Consider the following 14,512-nt stretch of genomic DNA (forward strand, 5'->3'; position numbering starts at 1 on the left):
CTCACCGGAGGCAACCTTGGATAAAAACATGAAAATTCTCGTTGTTGATGATTTTTCAACAATGCGCCGTATCGTAAAGAATCTTCTTCGTGACTTAGGTTTCAACAATACCGTTGAAGCGGATGACGGCTTAACCGCGCTGCCAATCCTCAAAAAAGGCGGTATTGATTTTGTCGTGACCGATTGGAATATGCCTGGTATGCAGGGGATCGATTTGCTTAAAGAAATCCGTAAAGACGGCGATCTTAAGCACCTGCCTGTATTGATGATCACCGCTGAGGCGAAGCGCGAGCAGATTGTAGAAGCCGCGCAAGCAGGGGTGAATGGTTACATTGTTAAACCTTTTACTGCCGCTACGTTGAAAGAGAAGCTCGACAAAATTTTCGAGCGTATGTAGACAGTAAGCGCACAGTAAGAAGGAACCGCCATGATCAATCTGGACCAAGCGAAACAATTGGTCGCGTATCTTGAAAACGGAGAGCAAGATAACGCTAATACGCTTCTTACCGAGATAGCGAAAGAAGCGCGTGACCCACTGTTTAATGAAGTGGGAAAGCTCACCCGCCAATTACATGACTCGATTACTGACTTTCGTTTGGATCCAAGAGTGAGTGATTTGGCCAACGTGGATATCCCTGACGCTCGCGACAGGCTCACGTATGTCATGCAGAAAACCGAATTGGCCGCCAACAAAACCATGGATTCGGTTGAACGAACCATGCCAATCGCGAGCGAGCTACAAGACAACTTGCAAGCCGTTCGCCCCAACTGGAACAGCCTGATGCGCGGTGAGATTGCCTTGGATGAGTTCAAGTCATTGTGCCACAACATTGACGAACTATTGACCCAAGTAGAAGGGGGCGCGACGGAATTGCACGCGCACCTGACTGAAATCCTCATGGCACAAGACTTTCAAGACTTAACCGGCCAAGTGATTCGGCGCGTGATTGAATTGGTGCAAGAAGTTGAGCAACAGCTGGTTGAAATACTGACGGCCTTTGGCATGGAGAGCGCTGCGATTGACGCAGCATCGGCGAAAAAAGTAGATGATACCACCGATAAGTCAGCCCCTGAGGGTCCTGTGATTCACCCTGAAGAGCGCGATGACGTGGTTCACAGCCAAGATGATGTTGACGATTTATTATCGAGTTTGGGTTTTTAGAGGTGCGCTATGAGCTTTGAGATGGATGAAGAAATCCTTCAGGACTTTTTGATTGAAGCGGGAGAGATCCTCGAGCAGATGTCTGAGCAGCTGGTCGATTTGGAGCGTGCCCCTGATGACGCAGACTTACTAAATAGTATTTTTCGCGGCTTCCACACCGTAAAAGGTGGCGCGGGCTTTCTTGGCTTAAATGCGTTGGTCGATACGTGCCACGGTGCTGAAAACGTCTTTGATAACTTGCGTAATCACGGACGTGAGTTGACATCGGATGTGATGGATACCATTTTGCAGGCACTGGATACCGTGAATGATCAATTCGCTGCGGTACAAAACCGCGAAGAGCCTGTGCCAGCCGATGGCGCCTTGCTCGAAGCTCTTCACCGCTATGCCAAGCCTGCCAGTGAAGATGAAGCGGCGGCAGAAGCGTCAGCCCCTGAACCCGATCCTGAGCCAGAACCGGCCCCTGAACCCGATCCCGAGCCAGAACCTGAGACGCCCGCCAGTGACGCAGCGAGTCAGGATGACGGTGCGATCAGTGGCGACTCCGTGGATGAGATCACCCAAGATGAATTCGACAAACTGCTCGATCAGCTCCATGGTGAGGGAAAAGCCCCCACAGCGTCTGACACCCAATCATCAGAAAAGCCTGAAGTGGTAGAAAGTACCGAGGCTGACAGCGGCGATATTACCGACGATGAGTTCGAAAAGCTGCTAGATGACTTGCACGGTGCAGGTAAAGGGCCTGCTGCCTCGCCAAGTGAGGGAGAGGAATCGGCCCCCGCGGCGTCTGATGCGTCAACGTCGGCCTCACAGTCAGGTAGTGATGAGCTGATTGATGATGACGAGTTTGAAAAGCTTTTAGACGAGTTGCATGGTAAAGGCAAAGGGCCCGCTGCAGAAGCGGATAAAGCGAAAGCGGATGCCGACAAGGTAGATGCGCAAGCTAAGCCTGAGCCTAAACCTGAACCTGCCGCCCCAGCTAAAAAAGCGAGCAAGCCAGAACCAGCCAAAGAAAGTACACCGAAAAGTGCAGGCGCAGGCGGCAAAGCCCCTGCGGCGGCAGAAAAAGCGCCAGAGAAAAAGCCACCAGCCGCGCCTCAGCAAGAGCAAACCGTGCGAGTCAATACCTCCACGCTTGACGGCATTATGAATATGGTCGGTGAATTGGTATTGGTGCGTAACCGCTTAGTGAGTCTGGGCCAAAGCAGCAATGATGAAAGCATGGCCAAAGCGGTCACCAACCTAGACGTGGTCACCGCCGACTTGCAAGGCGCGGTGATGAAAACGCGTATGCAGCCAATCAAAAAAGTATTTGGCCGCTTTCCCCGAGTGGTGCGTGATTTATCGCGTAGCTTGAAAAAAGAAATTGTCTTGGAAATGCAGGGTGAAGAGACCGATCTAGATAAAAACCTGGTCGAGGCCCTAGCGGATCCTATGGTCCACTTAGTGCGTAACTCGGTGGATCACGGTATTGAAATGCCTGATGAACGCGAGAAAGCAGGCAAACCTCGAGTCGGTACTATCACCCTAAAAGCGTCGCAGGAAGGGGACCATATTCTCCTCACCATCGCTGATGATGGGGGAGGCATGGATGCTGAGAAGTTAAAGAGCATCGCGGTTGAGCGCGGTGTACTTGATGCAGAAGCGGCGGCACGCCTCACGAATAATGAAGCCTACAACCTGATTTTTGCGCCCGGGTTCTCGACCAAAACAGAAGTCTCTGATATCTCTGGCCGGGGTGTGGGAATGGATGTGGTTAAAACTGGCATCACCAAGCTCAACGGTTCCATTAATATCGACTCTGAGTTAGGTCGAGGGACAGTCCTGGAAATCAAGGTGCCATTGACGCTGGCAATATTGCCAACCTTGATGGTAGGCGTTGGTGAAAATCCGTTTGCCTTCCCGCTGTCGAATGTCAGTGAAATTATCAGCTTGGACATGTCCAAAACCAACACGGTGGATGGGCAGCTTACCTTGATTGTTCGAGACAAAGCCATCCCGATTTTCTTCTTGCAAGATTGGCTGTGCAGAAGCGCAACCGATATCGATAAAACCAAAGGCCACGTGGTGATCGTGCAAATCGCGCATCAACGCATTGCGTTTGTAGTAGACACCTTGTTTGGTCAAGAGGAAGTGGTCATCAAGCCGCTTGACGAACTACTTCAAGGAACACCCGGAATGGCAGGGGCCACCATCACCAGTGATGGCCACATTGCATTAATTCTGGATGTGCCCAACCTGTTGAAACACTACGCAGGTTAATTTGAGAAAAGGACGCCCATGGCAGTAAAAGTATTGGTGGTAGATGACTCCAGCTTCTTCCGTCGCCGCGTGAGTGAAATCATCAATGCCGACCCGAGAATGGAGGTCATTGATAGCGCGGTAAATGGTAAAGAGGCTGTAGAAAAAACCGCGCAACTGAAGCCAGATGTAGTCACTATGGATGTGGAGATGCCAGTACTCGATGGTATCTCGGCGGTGCGTCAAATCATGGCGCAAACGCCAACACCGATTCTAATGTTTTCATCGCTGACGCATGACGGGGCGAAAGCCACGTTGGATGCGCTTGAGGCCGGCGCGCTCGATTTTCTTCCTAAAAAGTTCGAGGATATCGCTCGTAACCGCGAAGAAGCGACCAGTTTACTGCAACAGCGCGTACTCGAAATTGCGCGTAAACGGCCGGTACTTCGACGCGCCACACGTCCAGCGTCCACTAGCAGTACTGGGCAAACAGCGTCGCCAGCGGGCGGTGTACGTACGCCCGCGCGCCCAGCGTCACGCCCCGCGGTGGGGACGAGTTCGTCGTCCAAGGCGCCAGCGCGATTTACCGCAACAGGGAAACGTTACCAAGTGATGGCAATTGGCACGTCGACTGGGGGGCCTGTTGCGCTGCAAAAAGTACTCACCAAATTGCCCGCTAACTTTCCGCTGCCGATTATTTTGATTCAACACATGCCGGCGACATTTACATCGGCATTTGCACAGCGCCTCAATGGGCTGAGCAAAATTACGGTCGTCGAAGCGAAAGATGGTGACACCCTCAAGCCCGGGCACGCGTACTTGGCGCCAGGTGGGATGCAGATGATGATTGATGGCAGGCCGGGGGCCGCACGCCTAAAAATTTTAGATGGCGGCGAGCGAATGAATTACAAACCCTGTGTTGATGTGACCTTTGGCTCTGCCGCCAAAATATATGGCGATAAAGTCTTGTCCATGGTGTTAACGGGGATGGGAGCGGATGGCCGAGAAGGGGCGCGGATGCTAAAAAGCGCCGGTGCCACCATCTGGGCGCAAGATGAGGAAAGCTGCGTGGTTTATGGCATGCCGCAAGCCGTGGCGAAAGCGGGGATATCGTCGGAAGACTTACCGCTGGAGAGGATCGCTGAACGCATATTGGTTGAGCTAAATTTAAAATAAGGAGTGGGGCTTGATAGTCTGGAGTATCGCCAACCAAAAGGGCGGTGTTGGTAAGACAACCACCACGGTGACATTGGCAGGATTGATCAGTGAGCGTAAGAAACGTGTCCTGCTGGTGGATACGGATCCACACGCCTCGCTCTCGACCTATTTGAACTTTGATTCAGAGCAGTTACCCGCTAGCTTATTTGATTTGTTTCAATTACAGACCGTCAATAAAGAGACGGTGCAGCCACTTATCGTCAAAACGCAGTTTGAAAACATGGACTTAATTCCAGCGCATATGTCGCTGGCTACCTTGGACCGTGTAATGGGCAACCGGGGTGGCATGGGACTGGTATTGAAAAAAGCGCTGGATGCGTTGGCCGATGATTATGACTATGTGTTGATCGACTGCCCACCGATTTTGGGCGTGATGATGGTCAATGCCCTAGCGGCCAGCCACCGTGTGCTGATCCCGGTTCAGACCGAGTTTTTGGCGATGAAAGGGTTAGAGCGTATGATGCGCACGTTACAGATCATGCAAAAGTCTCGTAGCGCTGACTTTAATCTTACTATCATTCCAACCATGTATGACAAGCGTACGCGGGCATCGTTGGAAACGCTGCAGGAGCTTAAAATTCGCTATAGCGACCAGGTCTGGGCGTCAGCCGTGCCCATCGACACCAAGTTTCGGGATGCGAGCTTAAAGCATATGCCCGCATCATTCTACGCGAAAAATTGCCGCGGTGTGTTTGCCTACAAAACTCTATTAACCTATTTGGAGCGACTGGAGCAGGATGAACAAGCATAACGCCCTATCCAGTGGTCAAGCGCTCGACGATTACTTTGAGGCTCTGCTGGATGATTTAGGCGAAGTGGCACAACCAAGCGAGCAGCTTGGAGAGCCTGAGCACGATAAACCGCAGGTGTCGTCTGCATCGTATCTTGATGAGCAGGCGCCGCAGCTGCAGCCACAGCCTGTTATGGACGCGGGAACACCTGAGCCGGTCGCGTATGCTGAGCCGGAACGTGACTTGGCGGAAGTCGAGCGGTTGCTTGCGCAACTGAAAGTGGATGAAGAGGCGGAGCTGGAAGCGAAAACAGCCACTCAGACCCAGGAAGACGTTGGCCAAGAGACGGCCGAGCAGGTTGTGGAACAAGCACAGGAGCCAACCACTGAAACCTATACCCTGGCAGATTGGGGCCTGGATGTTGAGGAGCAGGTTGAGGTAGACGAGGCGGTCCCAGAGGTAGAAACTCTTACCGAGACCGAGACCGAGACCGAGACCGAGACCGAGACCGAGACCGAGACCGAGACCGAGACCGAGACCGAGACCGAAGCGTACGTCGATGTCGCGGTAGAAGCAGAACAAGCTGTCCCCGAACTTGATACTGAGGCCGTTGAAGAGACGGTACAAGCAGAGCAGATTCACGACGAGGCTGAAGCCGACACGCAAGCCGGTGACGATCTGCCCCCCACTCAATGGGAAAATGCTGAAACCGAGGCAGAGTTTCAGGTATTATTCTTCGAGAGTATGGGGGTAACCTATGCGGTGCCTTTGGCCGAATTGGGCGGTATCCATCAGCTTGGCGAATGCAACCGTCTTATCGGTCGACCAGATTGGTATCTAGGATTACAGACAGAAAAGCAACAACAGCTTGATGTCGTCGATACAGCACGCTGGGTGATGCCAGAAAAACTGGCAGATAATCAGCACAGGGACGACTATAATTATATTGTGATTCTGGGCGATAGTAAGTGGGGACTGGCATGTGATCAATTGCTCGGTACCCAAGCGCTCAGTGGTAAAGCGATTCGCTGGCGAAAACAAGCGGGAAAGCGGCCTTGGCTCGCAGGCATGGTCAAAGAAAAAATGTGTGCTCTGATCCATGTTCAAGCATTTATTGCTATGTTAAATCAGGGGATTGACGCCAAGGCGATGGCGTAATAACTAGTTACACAGCGCGTAAAGAGGAAAATCAATGTCTCAGGTAGCTGAAATTCAAAAAGAAGGCGTCAATGACGAGGTGTTGCAGTGGGTTACTTTTCAGCTTGAAGAAGAGACCTACGGCATTAATGTGATGCAGGTGCGTGAAGTGCTGCGTTACACCGAAATTGCACCCGTTCCGGGCGCCCCTGACTATGTATTGGGTATCATTAACTTGCGTGGCAATGTCGTCACTGTGATTGATACGCGTTCACGTTTTGGTTTGGCGTCAGCCGACGTCACTGACAACACGCGCGTGATAGTGATCGAAGCTGAGACGCAGGTGATCGGTATTATGGTCGATAGCGTCGCGGAAGTGGTGTATCTAAAAACATCGGAAATTGATACCACGCCAAGTGTGGGAACAGAAGAAAGCGCTAAATTTATTCAAGGCGTCAGTAACCGCAATGGCGAACTGCTAATCTTGGTTGATCTCAACAAGCTGTTGACCGACGAAGAGTGGAATGAGATGGCCATGCTGTAATGATGGAGCTTGTGCTGACGTGGTCGCCCGTTGCTGTGACGGTGGTGTTTGCCATCGTTGCTTTATGGTGCCTTCGCGCAGAAAAGCGTGCCAGACAGCGGCTAGAGAATAAACTGCAAGCAATGGAAACCGTGCTCAAAAGTGCGCGCCAACGCCATGACAGTCTGGCGAAGCAATTCAATGAATTGCGAGCGGGTAGCATGGGGATGGGGCAGAAGCTCGCCGATTTATCTGCCAGTGTGGATGAGCTGTTAGAAAAGCATGTTGAGCTGGAAATGCAAGATTCGGAAAGCCGCCTCTATAGTCGAGCCAGTAAAATGGTTGATTTAGGTGCGGATGTTGACGAGTTAATGCAAGAGTGTGATCTTCCCAAAGCAGAGGCTGAATTGCTGCTTAATCTGCGTAAGCGACAAGCTGCCAACCAGCAGCGCTAACCGCTAAGCTATCCTACACCAACGTATCTATCGGTGTGTGTCCCTGCCAACCTGGTGGGGTCTTTCCCTCCAATACCCAAGCGTAAGCAATTAACTCGGCAATCACTCGATAGAGTTCAGGTGGGATCTCATCATCTTTATCCAGTCGCTCTAGCCAGGCGAGCAAATGGGCATCTTGATGAATCAGTGCACCTTGCTCACTCAAGGCCTCAATCAGCTCCAGCGCCAGTTGATCCGTGGCTTTCGCTTTGACTTTGGGGGCATGGTAGCCGTCATACCCAAGCGCGACCGCGCGTTTTTTATCTTTCATCTTAAACCCTCATGGAAATACCAGCGGCTGGCACGTCACGCTCAGACACGGGCCCGGTTTCGTCGATGTCGTCATTGATGTCGATATCTAAGGCAATCGCTTGATGGGTAAGCCGTTCATTGAGCCAATCAAGTGTTTGATGAATCCGTTGTTTAAGCCTAGCGGTCGGTGCGGTCAGTGTCAGCGCCCTTTCCTCCTTTGATAGCGATAAATCTGCGCGGACAAACTGATGGCCGACAGGAAGGTAAAGTCGAACTTGCCACTGCACCCTATCCGCCGAGGGAGACGCCGATTGTCCGGTTTGTTTGCGTGCTGTGACGCGAACGGGCGGACGCTGTGGATCAGAAAAGGGTAAAACCCATTGCCACTCGCCGGGGCGTGATGACTCAGCGACTCTTTGCTCGGCCATCAGTCTTAAGGCACCCGTCATATTATCCCCCTCTGACTGAGACGAAAGCCATTGCTTGAGCAATGTGGTAAGCAACTTATCGGCGGGGCGCTGCGCGAGCCATTGGGTAATGGTGTCTGAATGGGGTGCCTGTTGCTGACCGGAAGTGGGGAGCGTCCAAGCGCTAAGCAGTGATTGCATTAACGTTTGCGTCGACGCGGGTTGTTGTCTCATGGTGGCAGTCAATGCAGGCAACAAATGTAACTGGGCTAACACATCGGTCAACCCCGTGCTGGCCTTGGTATGTATCAGAGTGAATTGTGCCTGCAACAGCGCACGTCCATCGATGGGTGACGGGGACTGTGAGGCTAAGCTAGCCGGTTTTATCACCAGTTGTTGTGGATTCGTTGGGGCAATCTTCATGGTTTCTCACAATTATTTACGCGAGTCACACTTTGCAACCCTGTAGTAACTAACAGTCATTTTGACCATTGTGGTACTATGCGTCCACTTTTGTAACACAAGCAGGATGCAACATTTGTCATGTTGGAAGTGAAACAGCTTTGCTGTGTTCGTGATGACCGAGTGTTGTTTGATGCGCTGACATTCTCTCTGTCTCCCGGTGATCTTGTTCAGGTAGAAGGCCCAAACGGAGCAGGCAAAACCACGTTATTGCGAATTATCGCGGGTCTGGGGCTCGCGGACAGTGGCGAGGTCTGTTGGCAGCAGCAGGCGATCACCCAACAACGCGACGCATTTTATCGCGATCTCCTATTTTTAGGCCACACCACAGGGGTTAAGCGCGAGCTTACTGCCTTCGAAAACCTGGCTTACTATCTGCAAATGCATGGGCGGTGTGATCATGATGCCATTTGGCAAGCGCTTGCCAAAGTCGGTTTGGCGGGGCGAGAGGATATTCCTGCGGGGCAGCTATCTGCGGGACAAAATCGGCGCGTTGCCCTCGCGCGACTTTGGTTAAGTGAGCGGCGATTGTGGATTCTCGATGAGCCGCTGACAGCGATTGATAAACAAGGGGTAAAGGTGCTTGAAGCTGTGTTTGAGCGGCATGTGCAACAAGGCGGGATGGTGCTATTTACCACTCACCAAGACATGTTTGTGGATCACCCGCTATTACGTCGTATTCAGTTGGGGGCGCAATGATCAAAGCAATGTGGTTGATTGTTCGCCGAGAGCTAAAAGTCGCTTTTCGCCAGCCGGCTGATAGTCTGAATCCTTTGTGGTTTTTTATTATTGTGATCACCTTGTTTCCGCTCGGTGTTGGGCCAGGTCCCCAGTTATTGCAGACCATCGCTCCCGGCATTATTTGGGTCGCGGCGTTACTCTCTGCGCTGCTGTCATTGGAGCGTTTGTTCCGGGACGATTACCTGGATGGGTCACTTGAGCAAATGATGCTGATGCCCGTCCCCTTACCACTGTTAGTGATCGCGAAAGTCATCGCACACTGGTTACTGACCGGTTTGCCTTTATTGTTAGTCAGCCCGGTGTTGGCGTTATTACTGTCACTCGATGCCACCCAGTATCAAGCGGTGGTCATGACTTTATTGTTGGGTACCCCAACATTAAGTTTTGTCGGTGCGATTGGGGTTGCTCTGACAGTAGGGCTGCGGAAGGGAGGCGTTCTTCTGAGCTTGCTGATCCTCCCGCTTTATATTCCTGTACTGATTTTTGCCACCTCAGCGATTGATATGGCGGGATTCGGTGCAGACATCAATGGACAGCTGGCGATCCTTGGTGCCATGTTGGCTGGGTCCGTCACCTTGGCCCCCTTTGCTATCGCCGCCGCGTTGCGTGTGAGCGTGAACTAATAATTAATCAGGAAGTAGAGCAATTGTCATGTGGAAGTGGCTTCACCCTTACGCAAAGCCGGAAGTGAGCTACCGGCTGTGTGGAAAACTCCTCCCTTGGTTTGCTGTGTTAGCAGGCCTGAGCTTGGTTGTGGGCATGGTTTGGGGCTTAGCCTTCGCGCCAGCAGACTACCAACAAGGCGATAGTTTTCGCATTATCTATATTCATGTTCCCGCCGCCATTTGGTCGATGGGCGCCTATATGTCGATGGCGATCTCCGCATTTATTGGCCGTGTTTGGCAGTTAAAGATGGCCGATTGGGCGGTGGGAGCGATCGCGCCGGTCGGTGCGGTGTTTACCTTTATTGCCCTAGTGACAGGCGCGATTTGGGGTAAGCCGATGTGGGGCGCTTGGTGGGTGTGGGATGCACGCCTCACGTCTGAGTTAATTCTATTGTTCCTCTATATTGGCGTCATGGCTTTGTATAACGCGTTTGACGATGCGCGCACGGCCTCACAAGCCGCGGGGATCTTAGCGATGGTGGGCGTGATTAACCTGCCTATCATCCATTTCTCTGTTGAGTGGTGGAACACCTTGCATCAAGGCGCCACTATTACCAAATTCGCTCGACCTTCAATCGATCCTGGCATGCTTTGGCCCCTACTGGTGTGCTTACTCGGCTTTGCGTGCTTTTTTGTCGCCTTGACCTTGATGGGACTGCGAAATCAAATTCTCTTAAGAGAGTCTCATCGGCCTTGGGTGCGCGCTTTGGCGGAGGGTAACTAATGCATTTTGAGAGTTTTAGTGCGTTTTTAGCGATGGGAGGCTATGCCGCCTATGTATGGAGCGCATTCGGTATCACCGCGGCGGCCATGTTGGCCCTCATCATGGGTTACCGGCGTACACATAAAAAACGCCTGCAAGCGGTCAAACAACAAATCGCCCGTGAGCAGCGAATAAAAGATGCACAAGCACTGGAGAACACATTATGACGCCTCGACGCAAAAAACGGTTGTGGATCACTTTAGCGTTGCTAATTGGTGTCTCGACCACTATCGGCCTGGTCTTGTATGCCTTAAACCAAAATATGGATCTGTTCTACACACCGACCGAAATCGTGCAAGGTAAGCCGGATGGAAGCAAGCCGGAAGTCGGTCAGCGCTTAAGAATTGGCGGCATGGTGGTGGAAGGCTCGGTGAAACGCGACCAAGAGTCGTTGCTTATTCAGTTTGACGTCGCTGATGTGGGCCCAGCGGTCACCGTGACCTACGAGGGCATTTTGCCGGACCTTTTTCGCGAGGGGCAAGGTATTGTGGCTCAGGGGGTATTGGTTGACTCACGCACGGTAAAAGCCAGTGAGGTACTGGCTAAGCATGATGAAGAGTATATGCCGCCCGAAATTGCCGAGGCGATGGAAAAGAATCATCAGCCGCTTGAATACACAGAGGAGCAAAAACAAGGTAGTCAGTTATGATTGTTGAGCTCGGGCATTACGCGTTGATCCTGGCGTTGGGATTAGCGCTGTTATTGAGTTTTTATCCGCTTTATGGTGCCAATCAGGGCCATGAAGGAATGATGAAAATGGCGCGTCCTCTTTCTTTAGGGATGTTTGCCATGCTGCTGTTTTCTTTTATTGCGTTAAGTTGGGCGTTTTATTCCAATGACTTTACGGTGGCCTATGTCGCCAGTAATTCCAATAGTGCCTTGCCTTGGTACTATCGCTTAACCGCAGTTTGGGGGGCGCACGAGGGCTCACTGTTACTGTGGGTGCTGATTCAGGCGCTTTGGACCGTGGCGGTGGCGGTATTTAGCCGCGGTATGCCGTTATCGTCAGTCGCGCGTGTGCTCGCCGTGATGGGCATGATATCGGTCGGCTTTTTGTTGTTTATTATCCTGACTTCGAACCCGTTTGACCGCACTCTGCCATACTTCCCTGTTGATGGCCGTGATTTGAACCCATTGTTGCAAGATCCTGGGCTCATTGTGCATCCACCTATTTTGTACATGGGGTATGTAGGTTTTTCGGTCGCCTTTGCTTTCGCCATTGGCTCATTGCTCGCGGGACGCTTAGATACCGCGTGGGCGCGTTGGTCGCGTCCTTGGACCACGGCTGCATGGCTTTTTTTAACCTTAGGCATTGCGCTCGGCTCTTGGTGGGCCTATTACGAGCTTGGCTGGGGCGGCTGGTGGTTCTGGGATCCGGTCGAAAACGCCTCATTTATGCCTTGGCTGGCGGGAACCGCTTTGATGCACTCTTTAGCGGTGACAGAAAAGCGTGGCACCTTTAAAGCGTGGACGGTACTACTCGCCATTTCTGCGTTCTCTCTTAGCTTATTAGGGACATTCTTGGTGCGCTCCGGGGTGCTGGTATCGGTGCATTCGTTCGCCTCCGATCCGGCGCGTGGCCTGTTCATTCTTGGCTTTCTTGTGGTGGTGATTGGTGGCTCACTGTTGCTCTATGCACTGCGTGCCTCCGAGATCAAAGGGCGAACCAAAGTGTCGTTCATTTCTCGTGAGAACGCCTTGTTGGTTAACAATACCTTGTTGATGACCGCGCTTGTGATTGTCTTGATTGGTACCTTATTGCCGCTTGTGCACAAGCAGTTGGGCCTTGGCTCAGTGTCGATTGGCGAGCCCTTCTTTAACTTCCTGTTTGCGTGGCTGATGCTACCGTTTGCCTTTTTCCTCGGCATTGGACCTTTGATTCGCTGGAAGCGCGACAAGCTGTCAACCTTAGCCAAACCGATGCTGGTGAGTGGGATTGCGGCTGTTACTCTAGGCGTCGGTGCCATCGCAATCTTAGCGGACAGTTTCAAAGCGATGGCGGCAATGGGCGTAACCATGGCGCTATGGATCACCTTCCTGCATGGCTATGAGCTTCACTTGCGTGCTACCCATCGTCATGCCTTTACGGTAGGGATTAAAAAACTGGGGCGCAGCCATTGGGCCATGGTGCTGGGTCATATCGGCCTTGCGATCACCATTATCGGGGTGGCAATGGTTGAGAATTATGACATTGAGCGTGATGTCAAAATGGCGCCGGGCAGCAGTGTGACTTTGCAAGGGTATACCTTTGAGTTTACCGACTTATCAGACAAGCAAGGGCCCAACTACCAAGGTTACGTGGCCTCGTTTGATGTATACCGTGGTGATACCTTTATCAACCATTTGGATGCCGAAAAGCGGTTCTATTCCGTGCAGCGCTCGATGATGACAGAAGCCACGATTGATCGCGGCTTCACCCGTGATCTCTATATTGCCATGGGAGAAGAGCTGCCTGATGGCTCATGGGCAATGCGACTTTACTACAAACCCTTTGTGCGCTGGATTTGGTTCGGTGCCATTGTCATGGCATTGGGTGGTGCGTTAGCGATCAGCGATAAGCGCTACCGGTTTCGTCGCAAGCAGGCACCCAAGCAGGAGGCCAGCGTATGAAGAAGTTACTTTGGTTTCTGCCACTCTTGGCGTTTGCGGCACTGGCGGGCTTTTTTGTCGCTCAACTCGACAACAACGCCAAAGGGGATGATCCGACCAAGTTAGAGTCAGTATTAGTGGGCAAGCCTGTGCCCGCTTTTCACCTTGAGGATCTACAAACCCCGAGCAAGGAGTATGACCAAGCCATTTTCACCGGCGAGCCACTGCTGCTGAACGTATGGGCCACCTGGTGTCCGACCTGCTATGCAGAGCACCAGTTTTTGAACAAACTGGCGGCACAAGGGGTGAAAATCATCGGACTCAATTACAAAGATGATCGGCAAAAAGCAATCAAATGGTTAAACAACCTGGGTAACCCTTATCAGATTAGTTTGTATGATGGCGATGGGATGTTAGGGCTGGATCTCGGTGTCTATGGCGCACCGGAAACCTTTTTGATTGATGCCAACGGCGTGATTCAGTACCGACACGTGGGTGATGTAAATGCACGTAATTGGCAAGAGACCCTCAAGCCAAAATTTGATGCATTAAAGGGGGCTGACAAATGAAGCGACTGATCCTGCTTGGCGCGTTGTGGCTAACCGCAAGCTTGGCATTTGCCAACGCGATTGACGTGTATAAGTTCGACTCTGCCGAGCAAGAAGCCCGTTTTCGCGCCCTGACCAGTGAGTTGCGTTGCCCCAAGTGTCAAAATAACAGCATTGCCGACTCCAACGCGGAGCTTGCGCAGGATTTACGCCAAAAAGTGCACCAAATGCTGCAGCAAGGGCGGACGGATGAGGAAATTCGCAGCTTTATGGTCGCGCGTTACGGTAACTTTGTAACGTACAACCCGCCTGTCACCGCATCAACTCTCATTTTGTGGCTTGCGCCGGCGTTGGTGCTGATTTCTGGCGTGGGGGTGGTGATAGTGCGCAGCCGACGCGCTAAGCAGACCGTTAATCACGCCCTGAGCGATGAAGAGCAGCAACGACTCGATGCGCTGTTGTCATCGCCAGAACAAACCGATGCGTCGTCAAACGGCTCGTCAGCGACGAGCATCGATGAACAAGCGGAACAACCGGCGTCATCTGAGCATGCGTCAACCCAGCAAGATAAGGAGCCAA

Annotated in this window: 17 protein-coding genes and 1 pseudogene; 16 read left to right on the top strand and 2 right to left on the bottom strand. The window is 52.1% G+C overall.

From position 1 onward, the window contains the following. Positions 1–28: 28 nt before the first annotated feature. The 8 genes from cheY to BZG13_RS02250 are packed head-to-tail and all read left to right on the top strand — an operon-like array spanning position 29 to position 7,467. Positions 29–397 carry a chemotaxis response regulator CheY gene (gene cheY, locus BZG13_RS02215; RefSeq protein ID WP_046074931.1) on the top strand — a complete coding sequence of 123 codons (369 nt, stop codon included), beginning with the start codon at positions 29–31 and terminating at the stop codon, positions 395–397. 30 nt (positions 398–427) lie between these two features. After that, complete coding sequence (locus BZG13_RS02220) at positions 428–1,162, top strand: protein phosphatase CheZ (RefSeq protein ID WP_077456365.1); 735 nt, start codon at positions 428–430, stop codon at positions 1,160–1,162. Positions 1,163–1,171: 9 nt separating this feature from the next. After that, positions 1,172–3,424 (top strand): chemotaxis protein CheA, encoded by a 2,253-nt coding sequence (locus tag BZG13_RS02225; protein WP_077484657.1) that lies wholly within the window; start codon positions 1,172–1,174, stop codon positions 3,422–3,424. 18 nt (positions 3,425–3,442) lie between these two features. After that, positions 3,443–4,579, top strand: a complete 1,137-nt coding sequence (locus BZG13_RS02230; protein WP_077484659.1) for a protein-glutamate methylesterase/protein-glutamine glutaminase — start codon at positions 3,443–3,445, stop codon at positions 4,577–4,579. Positions 4,580–4,589: 10 nt separating this feature from the next. Beyond that, on the top strand, positions 4,590–5,372 hold the full coding sequence (locus tag BZG13_RS02235) for a ParA family protein (protein ID WP_069363177.1): 783 nt from the start codon (positions 4,590–4,592) through the stop codon (positions 5,370–5,372). Beyond that, positions 5,359–6,510, top strand: coding sequence for a chemotaxis protein CheW (locus BZG13_RS02240; RefSeq protein WP_077484661.1), 1,152 nt, complete (start codon positions 5,359–5,361; stop codon positions 6,508–6,510). Before BZG13_RS02235 ends, BZG13_RS02240 begins: the two co-directional genes overlap by 14 nt. 34 nt (positions 6,511–6,544) lie before the next feature. Beyond that, complete coding sequence (locus BZG13_RS02245; protein ID WP_077484663.1) at positions 6,545–7,033, top strand: chemotaxis protein CheW; 489 nt, start codon at positions 6,545–6,547, stop codon at positions 7,031–7,033. Beyond that, complete coding sequence (locus BZG13_RS02250) at positions 7,033–7,467, top strand: DUF2802 domain-containing protein (protein WP_069360744.1); 435 nt, start codon at positions 7,033–7,035, stop codon at positions 7,465–7,467. Before BZG13_RS02245 ends, BZG13_RS02250 begins: the two co-directional genes overlap by 1 nt. A 13-nt stretch (positions 7,468–7,480) precedes the next feature. On the opposite strand, the gene BZG13_RS02255 is transcribed toward BZG13_RS02250, so the two are convergent. Then, positions 7,481–7,777, bottom strand: a complete 297-nt coding sequence (locus BZG13_RS02255) for an EscU/YscU/HrcU family type III secretion system export apparatus switch protein (protein ID WP_069360743.1) — start codon at positions 7,775–7,777, stop codon at positions 7,481–7,483. Position 7,778: 1 nt separating this feature from the next. Continuing rightward, positions 7,779–8,588, bottom strand: coding sequence for a hypothetical protein (locus BZG13_RS02260; RefSeq protein ID WP_077484665.1), 810 nt, complete (start codon positions 8,586–8,588; stop codon positions 7,779–7,781). 120 nt (positions 8,589–8,708) lie between these two features. Between BZG13_RS02260 and ccmA the strand changes: the two genes are divergently transcribed. The 8 genes and pseudogenes from ccmA to BZG13_RS02300 all read left to right on the top strand — a co-directional run. Next, positions 8,709–9,326 carry a cytochrome c biogenesis heme-transporting ATPase CcmA gene (gene ccmA / locus BZG13_RS02265; protein ID WP_077484667.1) on the top strand — a complete coding sequence of 206 codons (618 nt, stop codon included), beginning with the start codon at positions 8,709–8,711 and terminating at the stop codon, positions 9,324–9,326. After that, on the top strand, positions 9,323–9,991 hold the full coding sequence (gene ccmB, locus BZG13_RS02270; protein WP_069360740.1) for a heme exporter protein CcmB: 669 nt from the start codon (positions 9,323–9,325) through the stop codon (positions 9,989–9,991). Before ccmA ends, ccmB begins: the two co-directional genes overlap by 4 nt. Before the next feature lie 28 nt (positions 9,992–10,019). Next, on the top strand, positions 10,020–10,757 hold the full coding sequence (locus BZG13_RS02275; protein WP_077484669.1) for a heme ABC transporter permease: 738 nt from the start codon (positions 10,020–10,022) through the stop codon (positions 10,755–10,757). Next, a complete protein-coding gene (ccmD, locus tag BZG13_RS02280) occupies positions 10,757–10,963 on the top strand; it encodes a heme exporter protein CcmD (protein ID WP_069360738.1) in 207 nt (68 codons plus the stop codon). The genes BZG13_RS02275 and ccmD overlap by 1 nt, the downstream gene beginning before the upstream one ends. Then, positions 10,960–11,445 (top strand): cytochrome c maturation protein CcmE, encoded by a 486-nt coding sequence (gene ccmE / locus BZG13_RS02285; protein WP_069360737.1) that lies wholly within the window; start codon positions 10,960–10,962, stop codon positions 11,443–11,445. The genes ccmD and ccmE overlap by 4 nt, the downstream gene beginning before the upstream one ends. Beyond that, positions 11,442–13,406, top strand: coding sequence for a heme lyase CcmF/NrfE family subunit (locus BZG13_RS02290; RefSeq protein WP_077484671.1), 1,965 nt, complete (start codon positions 11,442–11,444; stop codon positions 13,404–13,406). The genes ccmE and BZG13_RS02290 overlap by 4 nt, the downstream gene beginning before the upstream one ends. Further along, the gene (locus tag BZG13_RS02295) at positions 13,403–13,954 is read left to right on the top strand and encodes a DsbE family thiol:disulfide interchange protein (protein WP_069360735.1); all 552 of its coding nucleotides are present in this window, start codon (positions 13,403–13,405) and stop codon (positions 13,952–13,954) included. Before BZG13_RS02290 ends, BZG13_RS02295 begins: the two co-directional genes overlap by 4 nt. Beyond that, a pseudogene (locus BZG13_RS02300) lies at positions 13,951–14,424 on the top strand (cytochrome c-type biogenesis protein); the annotation flags it as partial. The gene BZG13_RS02295 and the pseudogene BZG13_RS02300, both read left to right, overlap by 4 nt. Positions 14,425–14,512: the final 88 nt, after the last annotated feature.

The sequence above is a fragment of the Salinivibrio sp. ML323 genome (genome assembly GCF_001995745.1).
GTDB lineage: Bacteria > Pseudomonadota > Gammaproteobacteria > Enterobacterales > Vibrionaceae > Salinivibrio > Salinivibrio kushneri.